We start from the raw sequence: 13,013 nt of genomic DNA, 5'->3' as shown, positions 1-13,013 counted from the left end.
CTGTGAAGCTAAGCGATTTTGATTTTGACCTGCCCGAAAGCCTGATTGCCACGCGCCCTGCGAAGCCTCGGTCGTCTGCACGGCTGTTGTTGGCTAAGGGACGCGAGATCAGCGATCTACGTGTGACCGACCTCGTCGACGTTTTACAGGCAGGCGACCGATTGGTGCTAAACGATACCCGCGTGATCCCTGCGCGGCTCTCTGGTTTGCGGCACCGCGACAGTGCCCAAGGCCACGTATCCGCACAGATCGAAGTGACCCTGCTCGAGCCAAAGGCTGACGGAACATGGGGCGCGTTAATCAAACCGCTGAAAAAGGTCAAAGACGGTGAAGACATCGTGTTCTCTGACCGCCTGACGGCCACTGTTGTCGATCGCGAGGATGGACAAGCGCGTGTTCGGTTCAATCTCACGGGCGATGATTTTGACGATGCCTTGGCCAATGCAGGTGCGATGCCATTGCCCCCCTATATTGCGGCGCTTCGCGCCCCTGACGATCAGGACAAAGAAGACTACCAAGCCGTCTGGGCGCGGAATACTGGCGCGGTCGCTGCCCCGACGGCGTCGTTGCATTTTGATGACGGGCTTTTGGAGCAGCTGAGGGCCAAAGGGGTCGAGTTTACCTATGTGACCCTACACGTCGGGGCAGGGACCTTCCTCCCCGTCAAAGTCGATGACATTCGCGACCACAAGATGCATGCAGAGCGCGGGATCGTGACGGCGCAAGCAGCCGAAGAGATCAACGCGACCAAAGCTGCGGGCGGACGGGTTATTCCCGTGGGCACCACCGCGCTTCGCTTGATTGAGAGCGCCGCGACAGACGATGGCATCGCAGCGTGGGATGGTGCGACGGATATCTTTATCACGCCCGGTTTCAAATTCCGCATCACCGACGCGCTGATGACAAATTTCCATTTGCCGAAATCGACGCTGATGATGCTGGTCTCTGCGCTAATCGGTGTCGATGAAATCCGTGCCATTTATGATCACGCGATTTCGAACGGGTATCGGTTCTTTAGCTATGGCGATGCTTCGCTTTTGATCCCCGACGCATAAAGTCACCCATCGTAACAGTTCTTTCATCGGTCTTTCATAGACGCGACATGTACAATCGGTATGCTGTCCTGAAATTCTACGCGAATGAGGGAAAGCGATGATTCAGGTACTTAGCAGATCATGGGCGCTCCTTCTTGGTGTGTTCATGTTGATGATCGGCAACGGCCTCCAGGGGACGTTGCTGGGTCTGCGCGGTGAAATGGAAGGCTTCTCGACGTTCGAGATGTCCGTCGTGATGTCGGCCTACTTCCTCGGGTTCCTCTTTGCGTCGCGTGCCGTGCCAGAGTTGATCCGCCGCGTCGGTCATATTCGTGTGTTCGCCGCGCTGGGCTCTACGATCTCTGCTATTTTGATCCTCTATCCCGCTCTGACAGAGCCGTGGGCGTGGGTGCTGGGCCGCCTGCTTATCGGCTTTTGTTTCTGCGGCGTTTACGTCACGGCAGAAAGCTGGCTGAACGATGGAACCGATAACGAAAATCGTGGCAAAGCGCTGTCGCTCTATATGATCGTGCAGATGGGCGGCATCGTTTTGGCCCAGTATATCGTTCTTTTGGGCGACATTGGCGGCTTTGTCCTCTTCATCATTCCGTCGGTGCTCGTGTCTATGTCCTTTGCGCCGATCCTTTTGTCAGTGCGCCCGACACCCGCGTTTGAAACCACGAAACCCCTGTCCATTCGACGCCTCATCGAAGTGTCACCCTTGGCCTGTATGGGGATGTTCCTCTTGGGCGGCGTGTTCGCAGCGCAGTTCGGTATGGCGGCGGTGTTCGGGACGCGTGCTGGGCTGACCGTGCCGCAAATCTCTTTGATGATTTCGTCGGTCTACGTCGCGGCTCTGTTCCTGCAATATCCCATCGGCTGGATTTCCGACCGCATGGATCGCCGCGTTTTGATCGCGGTTCTATCCCTGATCGGCGGGATCGGAGCATTCTTGTCTGTCGTGAACGGTAGCTTTGTGATGCTCTTGATCAGCTCGACATTGGTCGGTGGCACAGCGAACCCGCTCTATGCGCTCTTGTTGGCTTATGCGAACGACTTCCTTGATCGGTCTGACATGGCGGGAGCCTCAGGTGGGTTCTTGTTCATCAACGGCCTTGGCGCGATCTCTGGCCCGCTGATCGTGGGCTGGGCGATGGATACTGTTGGGGCGCAAGGTTACTGGAGCTACATGGGCCTTCTGATGATGGGCCTTGCGATCTATGCCTTCTGGCGGATGACACGGCGGTCGTCGACGATTTCGGTCGAAGACACCAACCAATATGCACCGATCATGCCATCGGCCACGCCTGTGGCGCTTGAAGTGGCCCAAGAGGTCTATCACGATGCCGACCAAAACGCAGAGGAGGCGCAGTCATGAGCCAAATAGCCTCGCTGATCGAATTTTGGCGAAACGAGATTGGCCCTAAAGGCTGGTATGCGGGGTCCTCTGATATCGATGATGCGATCACCACGCGATATCGGTCGCTTTGGGATGAGGCCGCAGAGGGTGGGTTGGGACATTGGCTGACCGATGCCGAAGGGGCCTATGCCTATCTCCTGCTCACGGATCAGTTCCCGCGCAATATGTTCCGCAACGATGCGCGTTCGTTCCTTCTCGACCCCAATGCACGGGCGGCGGCCAAACTGGCGATGGATCAGGGCTGGGACATGCAGATCGACGAACCCGAACGGCAGTTCTTTTATCTACCGCTGATGCATTCGGAGAACCTCGTTGATCAGGACCGCTGCATGGCCTGTTTCAAGGAACGCATGCCAAAGATGGGGGCGGACAACTTGCGGCACGCAGCGGCGCACCGCTGGATCATCAAACGATATGGTCGTTTCCCCTATCGGAACGAGGCGTTGGGGCGCGAAACAACCAGCGAAGAAGCTGAATTTATGCGCCGTGGTGGCTATGCTACTGTATTAGATGCGGCATAGTCCTCTGAAAATAAGAGGAAATTTCTGCTTTGCGCAGAGGCGATATCAGCCATGTCACAGGGTGGCTAGATCGGCAGGAAAAATTAGTTTAATGTCAAACTAATTTGAAAGCGGAGGAGAAACGAATGGCCGCCAAGAACTTTGACATGATCGTTATCGGCGCAGGTCCGGGTGGCTATGTCGCTGCAATCCGCGGCGCCCAGCTCGGTCTGAACGTGGCTTGCGTTGAACGCGAGCATCTGGGCGGCATTTGCCTCAACTGGGGCTGTATCCCGACCAAGGCTATGTTGCGCTCGGCTGAGGTGTTCCACCTGATGCACCGTGCCAAAGAATTCGGTCTGTCGGTCGAAAAGGCTGACTTTGACCTCGAAGCTGTAGTGAAGCGCTCGCGTGGCGTTTCCAAACAGATGGAAGGCGGCATTAAGACCCTGTTCAAAAAGAACAAAGTCACCTCGATCATGGGAACCGCAAAACTGGCTGGTAATGGCAAGGTTTCGGTCACCACGGACGCTGGCGTCGAAGAATTGACTGCAAAACACATCGTTGTGGCGACGGGCGCGCGTGCGCGTGAGCTTCCTGGTCTTGAGGCAGATGGTGATCTGGTTTGGACCTATAAAACCGCGCTGACACCGTCGCGTATGCCGAAGAAACTCCTCGTCATTGGCTCTGGTGCGATCGGCATCGAATTCGCGAGCTTCTATAACACGCTCGGCGCTGACACGACTGTGGTCGAAGTTATGGACCGCGTTCTGCCTGTTGAAGACGCTGAAATCAGCGCATTCGCGAAAAAGCAGTTCGTTAAGCAGGGCATGAAGATCATGGAAAAAGCCATGGTCAAACAGCTCGATCGTTCGAAGGGCAAAGTCGTCGCGCACATCGAAGTGGGCGGTAAGGTTGAACAGCAGGAATTCGATACGGTCATCTCTGCCGTCGGTATCGTCGGTAACGTCGAAGGCCTCGGCCTTGAGGAAATCGGTGTGAAAATCGACCGTACTCACGTTGTGACCGATGAATACTGCCGTACGGGCGTTGATGGCGTTTATGCGATTGGCGATATCGCTGGCGCGCCGTGGCTCGCTCACAAGGCATCGCACGAGGGCGTCATGGTGGCTGAACTGGCCGCTGGCCTCAAAGCGCACCCGATTAAGCCTAACACCATTGCAGGCTGCACATATTGCCATCCGCAGGTCGCAAGCGTTGGCCTGACCGAAGCCAAAGCCAAAGAAGCGGGCTACGACGTGAAAGTCGGCAAATTCCCTTTCATCGGTAACGGTAAGGCGATTGCACTTGGTGAACCCGAGGGCTTTGTCAAAACGGTGTTCGACGCGAAAACGGGTGAACTGCTGGGCGCGCACATGGTTGGCGCTGAAGTAACCGAGATGATCCAAGGTTACGTCATCGGTCGCCAGCTTGAGACCACTGAACAAGACCTGATGGAAACCGTGTTCCCGCACCCGACGTTGTCGGAAATGATGCACGAAAGCGTTCTGTCCGCCTTTGGACGTGCGATCCACATCTGATCATAGTGACATAGATATAGAAAAGGCGCGGATCTCTCCGCGCCTTTTTTGTTTTCAGAAGGGAGGGGGAATTACTTTGCGACGGGGCCGCCTGCTTGAACCCAGTGACCAAAGCCACCGATGTTGTGCACATCTTGGTAGCCAAGGTTTTCGAGCACCTGCTTTGCCATCGACGACCGTGCGCCAGATGCGCAGTAAACGCCGATGCATTTGTCGGTAGCGAGGCCTTCGACACATTCTGGGCTGCGCGGATCAACGCGCATTTGGAACGCAGCCAGAGGAATGTTCATTGCACCATCAGCCATGCCGGACATGCGAACTTCCATTGGGTCACGGACGTCGATGATGATCATGTCGCCTGCAGCTGCCTTTTCAACGGCTTCGCGGGGAGACAGGCCGGCTGCAGCACCGGCGTTGCGGAAAAGAGAAAACATGTTGCACCTTTGTGGCGAGAGGAACTTTGAATACATAAATACATCTAAATACTGAAATGTAAAGGGGGTTTGTGTAGGATTTACGCAATCCTACACATGTTCTGTAAATGTTCCGTAAAATCTGTTGGAGACTCGGTCCCAACCGCCTATGTGTAGGGCGCAGTATCCGCTGGGGGGCAGAATGCCTGAATTAAAGCATATCGAAGTACGTGGCGCACGCGAACATAACCTGAAAAACATCGACGTGGATATTCCGCGCGATGAACTGGTCGTGATCACTGGCCTGTCAGGGTCGGGCAAATCTTCGCTCGCGTTCGACACGATTTATGCCGAAGGGCAGCGGCGCTATGTGGAATCGCTGTCGGCCTATGCGCGGCAGTTCCTCGATATGATGGAAAAGCCGGATGTTGATCACATCTCTGGCCTGTCGCCCGCGATTTCGATTGAACAGAAAACCACGTCGAAAAACCCCCGTTCGACCGTCGGCACTGTTACTGAGATTTACGACTACATGCGCCTTTTGTTTGCGCGTGTCGGCACACCTTACAGCCCCGCCACTGGTCAACCGATTGAGGCCCAGCAGGTCCAAGACATGGTCGATCGGATCATGGCGATGGAGGAGGGGACGCGTGGTTATCTTCTCGCGCCCATCGTGCGAGACCGCAAAGGTGAATACCGCAAGGAAATGCTGGAACTGCGCAAGCAAGGTTTCCAGCGGGTGAAGGTCGATGGTCAGTTCTACGAACTCGATGAACCGCCGACGCTGGATAAGAAATTCCGCCATGACATTGACGTCGTCGTTGACCGTATCGTCGTGCGCGAGGGGCTAGAGACGCGATTGGCTGACAGCCTTCGCACCGCTCTCGACCTCGCGGATGGAATTGCGATCCTCGAAACTGCGCCGAGCGAGGGTGAGCCCGAACGCCACACCTTTAGTGAAAAATTCGCCTGTCCTGTGTCGGGCTTCACCATCCCAGAGATCGAACCGCGCCTGTTTTCCTTCAACGCGCCGTTCGGGGCCTGTCCATCCTGTGATGGCCTTGGTGTGGAGTTGTTCTTTGACGAACGGTTGGTTGTCCCTGACGTAACCCTGCGTGTGGCTGACGGTGCGATTGCGCCGTGGCGCAAAGGGAAATCGCCATATTTCCTCCAGACGATTGAGGCGATTGCGAAACACTACGGGTTCGATAAGAACGCCCGCTGGAAGGATATTCCTGAAAAGGCGCAGAACGTGTTCCTCTACGGTTCGGGCAAAGAGGAAATCAAATTCCGCTACGATGAAGGTGGCCGCGTCTATCAGGTCGAACGCGCCTTCGAAGGTGTGATCCCGAACATGGAACGCCGCTACCGCGAAACCGATAGCTCTTGGGTGCGGGAAGAATTCGAGCAATTCCAGAACAACCGGAGCTGCGGGTCCTGCGGTGGCTACCGTCTGCGCGAAGAAGCCCGCGCCGTGAAAATCGCGGGTCTGCACATTGGTCAGGTGGTCGAAAAGTCAATCAAAGAGGCCTATGCGTGGATCGGCAGCGTCATGGAGACGCTGGGCAAACAGAAACAGGAAATCGCCCGCGCAATTGTTAAAGAGATCAGTGAACGTCTGGGGTTCCTCAACAACGTTGGCCTTGATTATCTCACGATGAGCCGAAACGCTGGCACGTTGTCGGGTGGGGAAAGCCAACGTATCCGCCTTGCCTCGCAAATTGGGTCTGGTCTAACGGGCGTTCTTTACGTCCTCGATGAGCCGTCGATTGGTCTACACCAGCGCGACAACGACCGACTTATCGGGACGCTGAAAAACCTTCGGGATCAGGGCAACACGGTGATCGTTGTTGAACACGACGAGGATATGATCCGCGAGGCCGACTATGTGTTCGACATCGGTCCAGGGGCAGGGGTGCACGGCGGTCAGGTCGTGTCGCACGGGACGCCGAGCCAAGTCGAAGCCGACGAGGGGTCGATCACGGGCATGTATCTCTCTGGCAAACGCCGGATTGAGGTGCCGAGTGAACGTCGCAAAGGGAACGGCAAAACCCTCACCGTGGTGAAGGCCACAGGCAATAACCTCAAAGACGTGACTGCCGATTTCCCACTGGGCAAATTCGTCTGCGTCACGGGCGTGTCGGGTGGCGGTAAATCCACGCTCACCATCGAAACGCTCTACAAAAACGCGGCGATGAAGCTGAACGGGGCCCGTGAAACACCAGCGCCCTGTGAAACGATCAAAGGGTTCGAACACCTTGATAAGGTGATCGATATCGACCAGCGTCCCATCGGGCGCACCCCACGGTCTAATCCCGCGACCTATACGGGCGCCTTCACACCGATCCGCGATTGGTTCGCTGGCTTGCCTGAATCAAAGGCGCGTGGCTACAAACCCGGTCGGTTCTCGTTCAACGTCAAAGGCGGTCGTTGTGAGGCCTGTCAGGGCGATGGCGTGATCAAGATCGAGATGCACTTCCTCCCCGATGTGTACGTGGAGTGTGAGACCTGCAAAGGGAAACGCTATAACCGCGAAACGTTGGAAGTTCAGTTTAAAGGTAAATCAATTGCCGATGTGCTGGATATGACGGTGGAAGAGGCCCAAGATTTCTTCCGCGCGGTCCCATCCATCCGCGAGAAAATGGACGCGCTCGTGCGTGTGGGGCTGTCCTACATCAAGGTCGGCCAGCAAGCGACGACCCTTTCGGGTGGTGAAGCGCAGCGTGTGAAACTGTCCAAGGAACTGTCGAAGCGATCGACGGGACGGACGCTCTATATCCTCGACGAACCGACCACGGGTTTGCACTTTGAAGATGTTCGTAAACTATTGGAAGTGCTGCACGAATTGGTCGATCAGGGGAATTCGGTCGTGGTGATCGAACATAACCTCGACGTGATTAAAACGGCGGATTGGTTGATCGATATCGGGCCAGAAGGTGGCGATGGCGGTGGGCGGATCGTCGCGACGGGCACGCCAGAGGATGTGGCCGCGGTAAAGGAATCCCACACTGGGCATTACCTCGCACCAATGCTCTCGCCACGGGTGGCAGCAGAATGAAAAAGGGGCCTCGCGGCCCCTTTTCTTATTTCTTCATCGGGCAGGTGTTGATGCCCAGAATGGTGTAGAGCGGGCAGGACCCGATCAGGCCAGTTACCAGCGGCACGATACCAAGTAAGTAGAGCCAGCTATACGCACCGCCGCCGTTCATGAAATACCCAGCGATTAGCGCAAGGCCGAGGATCACACGCAGGGCGCGGTCAATGGTGCCTTCGTTACGTTTAAACATGGTCAGACTCCCAATCTGATGAATTACATGTAGATATTGTAATGCAATCTATTGGGGTCGTCACCAATAATCGTATCAGGCCTGATCACGTCCACGTTTTTCAAAACGAGGCAGCATCGCAGAGAAGTCCATGCCTTTGCCGTCCTCAGCTTCGACGAACTGTTTGTAAAGCTCCATCGCGCGCTGACCCATAGGGGTATCCGCGTCCGCAACTTCTGCCGCCATCTGCGCGAGCGTCAGGTCTTTGAGCATCAGTTCAGAGGCAAAGCCCGGTTTGTAATCGTTGTCCGCAGGGGACTGCGGGCCAACACCAGGGGCAGGGCAGTAGGCGTTCATGGTCCATGAGTAGCCAGAAGAGGTGCTCACCACGTCGAACATGGCTTGGCGATCAAGGCCGAGCTTGTCAGCGAGGGCAAAGGCTTCGCATGTGGCGATCATAGTGACGCCGAGGATCATGTTGTTACAGATTTTTGCCGCCTGACCATTGCCCGATGCACCACAGTGCACAGCTTTTTGGCCCATGATTTCGAATAGCGGTTTCGCTGTGGCAAAGGCATCGTCAGGGCCACCCACCATAAAGGTCAGCGTGCCGTTCGTCGCGCCGCCAACGCCGCCTGAGACAGGGGCATCCAGAGCCGTTAGACCGTGGTCGGCTGCGGATTGTGCGACCTTCCGTGCACTCTCTACATCAACGGTCGAACAATCGAGATGCACCGCGCCCTTTTCCATCGCAGGATGGATTTCGGCGGCGACCGCCTGAAGGATCGCGCCGTTCGGCAGCATGGTGATGACAACATCTGCGCCCCGCACGGCGTCGGCATTTATTGCCGCAACGGGCATGAAGTCAGGCTTTGCGATGGGGTCACAGCCAACGACGTCATGGCCTGCGTTGACAAGGTTGGCCGCCATTGGCGCGCCCATGTTTCCCAGACCTATAAAGGCTATTTTCATCCTGTTTCTCTCTCTCAAAAGGTCACATCAGGGCCGTCGACGGGGGCCAACAACTGGGCCACCAGATCGGCGGGAACCTCGGACACGTCGGTGTGCATCCACTGCGGATTGCGGTCTTTGTCGATGATCGCGGCGCGCACGCCTTCGATCAGATCAGCCAGTTCTAGTGAACGACTGGTAAAACGATATTCGAGCTGCAATGCGTTGCGAATGTCAGGGTTCTTGCGACATTCACGAACCAGCCAAAGCGTCGACGTCATCGCCAGTGGTGAATTTTTTGCAAAAGCGGCTTGGGCCTTGAGGGCTGCATCGGTGCTGGCATGGGACAAACGCTCTGCGATGTCTTCCATGCTGTCGCCACTGAATACCGCATCAATCGCATCCTGCCATTCGCGCAGAATGCTTTCGGGCACGGGCTGCGCGGTGTGGGCAATGGCCTCAATATCACCAGTTTCGATTAGCATCGCCTTCAGGCCATCCCAATCTTTCTCTGCGATGTATGTATCGGCAAAGCCCGCATAGATCGCGTCACCAGCCCCCATGCGATCGCCCGTCAGTCCGAGGAATTCGCCTAGGTGCCGTGGCGCCAGTGCCAGAAGGCGTGTGCCGCCAACGTCGGGGATCAGGCCAATGCCGCATTCTGGCATGGCTATTTTCGTGGTGTCACCAACGATGCGATGCGACACGTGCCCGCCAACGCCAACACCGCCGCCCATGACAAAGCCCTGCATAAAGCTCACGACGGGTTTTGGATACTCCGCCAGTTTTGCGTTCATACGGTATTCATCGCGCCAGAACTTACGGGGATAGTCAAACTCCTCGCGTTTTCCAGCGGCGTAGATATCGGCGATGTCGCCACCCGCACAGAAGGCTTTTTCGCCCTCTGCATCGATAATGACGAGCTTCACAGCGTCGTTGTCGCGCCAGTCATCAATCGCAGCCTCAATCGCCATGCACATGTCATAGGTGAGGGCGTTCAGGGCCTTGGGGCGGTTCAGTGTGATCCGCCCTGCGTGCCCTTCGATCCGAGTGAGAACGTCGCTCATCGACCCACCAGATCCCGTGCCACGATCATGCGCATGATCTCGTTTGTGCCTTCGAGGATTTGGTGAACGCGGAGGTCACGCACGATTTTTTCGATGCCGTAGTCCGCGAGGTAACCGTAGCCGCCGTGCAATTGCAGACATTGGTCCGCCACGCGGCTACCTGCCTCTGTGACGAACTTCTTGGCCATCGCGCAGAATTTGGTCGCATCAGGCGCGCCTGTGTCGAGCTTCCATGCCGCCTGCCGCAGGAACGTGCGGGCTGCTTGGAGTTCGATTTCCATCTCGGCCAAGCGGAATTGCAGCGCTTGGAACTGGTCGATGGATTTGCCGAATGCCTTGCGTTCGGACATGTAGACCAGCGTCGAATTGAGTGCCGTTTGCGCCGCGCCCAAAGAACAGGCTGAAATATTCAGGCGACCACCGTCGAGGCCCGCCATCGCATAGCTAAACCCTTTGCCTTCTTCGCCCAAGAGGTTGTTGGCAGGGATTTTGACATCGTCCATTTGAACCTGACGGGTCGGCTGCGATTTCCAGCCCATCTTTTGTTCAAGACCACCAAACGATAGCCCCTCAGCGCCGTCCTCAATCACCAGCGACGAAATCCCTTTGGGCCCATCTTCGCCCGTGCGGGCCATAACGACATAGGCATCGGAATACCCGCCGCCAGAAATGAACGCTTTGGTCCCTGTGACCGTGTAGCCGTCATTGGTGCGGGTTGCGCGGGTTTTCAGGGCCGCTGCGTCTGACCCCGACCCAGGTTCGGTCAGGCAGTAGGAAAACACGGTTTCCATGGTCAGGGCCTTGGGCATATAGCGTGCCTTGAGGTCATCCGAACCATAGGTGTCCAACATTTTGAGACACATGTTGTGGATCGACAGGAAAGCCGCGACAGAGGCGCAAGACATTGAAAGAGCTTCGAACACCAGCGTGGCGTCTAGGCGTGTCAGCCCCGAACCGCCAGACTCTTCGCTGACATACAATCCACCGAATCCGAGCTCTGCGATCTTCGTCCAGAGTTCTTTGGGGATCGTTCCCTCAGCTTCCCATTTTTTGGCATAGGGCGCGATGTGTTCTTCGCCAAATGCCTTTGCCATATCGAAAATAGCGGTTTGTTCTTCGGACAATGCAAAGTCCATAGCGCCTCCTCCCAAAGTCACTAATTGAACGATTGTTTAATTAAACGACGAACTGTCAGAAATAGCAAGGGCGGCCAATGGCCGCCCCGCAATGTTTTCGCTATCAGTCCATCGCTTTGAAGTTCAGCGCGACACCATCTTTGATGCCCGAGAACCAGCGTGCGGTCACGGTCTTGGTTTTGGTGTAGAATTTGAACGCATCTGGACCGTATTGGTTCAGGTCGCCAAATGCAGACTTCTTCCAGCCGCCGAACGAGAAGTAGGACAGCGGAACTGGGATCGGGAAGTTGATACCAACCATGCCAACGTTCACGCGGGTAGCGAAGTCACGCGCGGTGTCACCGTCAGCGGTGTAGATCGCGGTGCCGTTGCCGTAGTTGTTCTTGATGATCAGATCGAGAGCTTCTTCGTAGTTCTCCGCACGGACGGTCGACAGAACAGGGCCAAAGATCTCTTCTTTGTAGATGTCCATGTCTGGCGTCACGTTGTCAAAGAGCGACGCGCCTACAAAGAAGCCGTTCTCGTAGCCCTGCATTTTGAAGTCACGACCGTCGACAACAAGGTTCGCACCTTGCTCAACACCAGAGTTCACCAGACCGTTGATGCGGTTTTTCGATGCTTCGGTGATAACGGGGCCAAAGTCCACGTCTTCGCCAGCGGTGTAGGGGCCGACTTTCAGAGCTTCGATCTTCGGAACCAGCTTTTCGATCAGGCGATCAGCGGTCTCTTTACCAACAGGCACAGCAACCGAGATAGCCATGCAGCGTTCGCCAGCCGCGCCATAGCCTGCGCCAACGAGAGCGTCTGCCGCTTTGTCGAGATCAGCGTCGGGCATGATGATCATGTGGTTCTTAGCACCACCGAAGCACTGTGCGCGTTTGCCGTTGGTTGCAGCGCGACCGTAGATGTATTGCGCGATCGGGGTCGAACCTACAAAGCCAACTGCCTGAATGGTGTCGTGGTCTAGGATTGCGTCAACCGCACCTTTGTCACCGTTCACAACCTGCAGAACGCCAGCTGGAAGGCCAGCTTCCATGATCAGTTCAGCAAGGCGCAGAGCGGTCGAAGGAACGCGCTCGGACGGTTTGAGGATCATAGCGTTGCCTGAAACGATCGCAGGCGCCATTTTCCACAGCGGGATCATTGCAGGGAAGTTGAATGGGGTGATGCCCGCAACAACGCCGAGAGGCTGGCGCATTGCATAAAGGTCGATGCCCGGGCCACCGTCGTTCATGTATTCGCCTTTGAGCATCGCAGGCGCGCCCATGCAGACTTCGACCACTTCGAGGCCACGCTGAACGTCGCCACGTGCGTCGGGGATAGTTTTGCCGTGCTCACGTGCAACCAGCTCTGCCAGCTCTTCCATGTGTTCGTTGATCAGCTGACCGAACTTCATCATGACGCGAGCGCGGCGCTGCGGGTTTACTTTCGCCCATTCGACCTGAGCTTTTTCCGCAGCTTTGATCGCGGCATCCATTTCTTCGTCGGATGCGAGCGGCACTTTGGCAATGATTTCGCCAGTGGCTGGGTTGTAAACATCGCTAAAGCGGCCCGAGGTGCCTTTGACGTGTTCACCGTTAATGAAGTGAGTCAGTTCCTGCATGGTATCCTCCCTAAGGGGTCTGATCTGAATTGGCGCTAGAATAGTCTTGCGTTTTGGTCGGTAAAAGAGAAGGTTTGTCAAA

At 56.1% G+C, this 13,013-nt stretch carries 11 protein-coding genes; 5 read left to right on the top strand and 6 right to left on the bottom strand.

All coding sequences use genetic code 11. The features are described from left to right. Positions 1–2 precede the first annotated feature (2 nt). The 4 genes from queA (at position 3) to lpdA (ending at position 4,495) form a co-directional block, all read left to right on the top strand. Positions 3–1,055 carry a tRNA preQ1(34) S-adenosylmethionine ribosyltransferase-isomerase QueA gene (queA, locus tag AC1QQ2_RS02310; protein WP_479711922.1) on the top strand — a complete coding sequence of 351 codons (1,053 nt, stop codon included), beginning with the start codon at positions 3–5 and terminating at the stop codon, positions 1,053–1,055. 97 nt (positions 1,056–1,152) lie between these two features. Continuing rightward, on the top strand, positions 1,153–2,412 hold the full coding sequence (locus tag AC1QQ2_RS02305) for an MFS transporter (RefSeq protein WP_249946353.1): 1,260 nt from the start codon (positions 1,153–1,155) through the stop codon (positions 2,410–2,412). Beyond that, on the top strand, positions 2,409–2,975 hold the full coding sequence (locus tag AC1QQ2_RS02300) for a DUF924 family protein (protein WP_479711921.1): 567 nt from the start codon (positions 2,409–2,411) through the stop codon (positions 2,973–2,975). The genes AC1QQ2_RS02305 and AC1QQ2_RS02300 overlap by 4 nt, the downstream gene beginning before the upstream one ends. 125 nt (positions 2,976–3,100) lie before the next feature. Next, positions 3,101–4,495 carry a dihydrolipoyl dehydrogenase gene (lpdA, locus tag AC1QQ2_RS02295; protein WP_479711920.1) on the top strand — a complete coding sequence of 465 codons (1,395 nt, stop codon included), beginning with the start codon at positions 3,101–3,103 and terminating at the stop codon, positions 4,493–4,495. Between the two features lie 71 nt (positions 4,496–4,566). On the opposite strand, the gene AC1QQ2_RS02290 is transcribed toward lpdA, so the two are convergent. Next, the gene (locus AC1QQ2_RS02290) at positions 4,567–4,929 is read right to left on the bottom strand and encodes a rhodanese-like domain-containing protein (protein ID WP_067549032.1); all 363 of its coding nucleotides are present in this window, start codon (positions 4,927–4,929) and stop codon (positions 4,567–4,569) included. Between the two features lie 181 nt (positions 4,930–5,110). Here AC1QQ2_RS02290 and uvrA point away from each other — a divergent pair, with 181 nt between their 5' ends. Next, a complete protein-coding gene (gene uvrA / locus AC1QQ2_RS02285; RefSeq protein WP_479711919.1) occupies positions 5,111–7,966 on the top strand; it encodes an excinuclease ABC subunit UvrA in 2,856 nt (951 codons plus the stop codon). Between the two features lie 25 nt (positions 7,967–7,991). Here uvrA and AC1QQ2_RS02280 read toward each other — a convergent pair whose 3' ends face one another. The 5 genes from AC1QQ2_RS02280 to AC1QQ2_RS02260 all read right to left on the bottom strand — a co-directional run bounded on the left by AC1QQ2_RS02280 (position 7,992) and on the right by AC1QQ2_RS02260 (position 12,931). Then, entirely contained in the window at positions 7,992–8,195 is a 204-nt protein-coding gene (locus AC1QQ2_RS02280; protein ID WP_479711918.1) for a YgaP family membrane protein, read from the bottom strand. Positions 8,196–8,270: 75 nt separating this feature from the next. After that, positions 8,271–9,146, bottom strand: coding sequence for a 3-hydroxyisobutyrate dehydrogenase (gene mmsB / locus AC1QQ2_RS02275; RefSeq protein WP_479711917.1), 876 nt, complete (start codon positions 9,144–9,146; stop codon positions 8,271–8,273). Between the two features lie 14 nt (positions 9,147–9,160). Beyond that, on the bottom strand, positions 9,161–10,192 hold the full coding sequence (locus AC1QQ2_RS02270) for an enoyl-CoA hydratase/isomerase family protein (protein ID WP_479711916.1): 1,032 nt from the start codon (positions 10,190–10,192) through the stop codon (positions 9,161–9,163). Beyond that, complete coding sequence (locus AC1QQ2_RS02265; RefSeq protein WP_479711915.1) at positions 10,189–11,328, bottom strand: acyl-CoA dehydrogenase family protein; 1,140 nt, start codon at positions 11,326–11,328, stop codon at positions 10,189–10,191. Before AC1QQ2_RS02265 ends, AC1QQ2_RS02270 begins: the two co-directional genes overlap by 4 nt. A gap of 103 nt (positions 11,329–11,431) precedes the next feature. Then, entirely contained in the window at positions 11,432–12,931 is a 1,500-nt protein-coding gene (locus AC1QQ2_RS02260) for a CoA-acylating methylmalonate-semialdehyde dehydrogenase (RefSeq protein WP_479711914.1), read from the bottom strand. Between the last annotated feature and the right edge of the window lie 82 nt (positions 12,932–13,013).

This window comes from Aestuarium sp. (assembly GCF_023253315.1).
Classification (GTDB): Bacteria; Pseudomonadota; Alphaproteobacteria; order Rhodobacterales; family Rhodobacteraceae; genus Marivivens; species Marivivens donghaensis.
Note: the sequence above shows the minus strand (reverse complement) of the source record. Positions and strands in the feature narration are given on the sequence as shown.

Excerpts from the sequence above, each read along its gene's own strand:
- AC1QQ2_RS02260 (WP_479711914.1), bottom strand. The coding sequence starts at position 12,931 with ATGCAGGAACTGACTCACTTCATTAACGGTGAACACGTCAAAGGCACC.
- mmsB (WP_479711917.1), bottom strand. The coding sequence starts at position 9,146 with ATGAAAATAGCCTTTATAGGTCTGGGAAACATGGGCGCGCCAATGGCG.
- AC1QQ2_RS02305 (WP_249946353.1), top strand. The coding sequence starts at position 1,153 with ATGATTCAGGTACTTAGCAGATCATGGGCGCTCCTTCTTGGTGTGTTC.
- AC1QQ2_RS02300 (WP_479711921.1), top strand. The coding sequence starts at position 2,409 with ATGAGCCAAATAGCCTCGCTGATCGAATTTTGGCGAAACGAGATTGGC.
- AC1QQ2_RS02280 (WP_479711918.1), bottom strand. The coding sequence starts at position 8,195 with ATGTTTAAACGTAACGAAGGCACCATTGACCGCGCCCTGCGTGTGATC.
- lpdA (WP_479711920.1), top strand. The coding sequence starts at position 3,101 with ATGGCCGCCAAGAACTTTGACATGATCGTTATCGGCGCAGGTCCGGGT.
- uvrA (WP_479711919.1), top strand. The coding sequence starts at position 5,111 with ATGCCTGAATTAAAGCATATCGAAGTACGTGGCGCACGCGAACATAAC.
- AC1QQ2_RS02270 (WP_479711916.1), bottom strand. The coding sequence starts at position 10,192 with ATGAGCGACGTTCTCACTCGGATCGAAGGGCACGCAGGGCGGATCACA.
- AC1QQ2_RS02265 (WP_479711915.1), bottom strand. The coding sequence starts at position 11,328 with ATGGACTTTGCATTGTCCGAAGAACAAACCGCTATTTTCGATATGGCA.
- AC1QQ2_RS02290 (WP_067549032.1), bottom strand. The coding sequence starts at position 4,929 with ATGTTTTCTCTTTTCCGCAACGCCGGTGCTGCAGCCGGCCTGTCTCCC.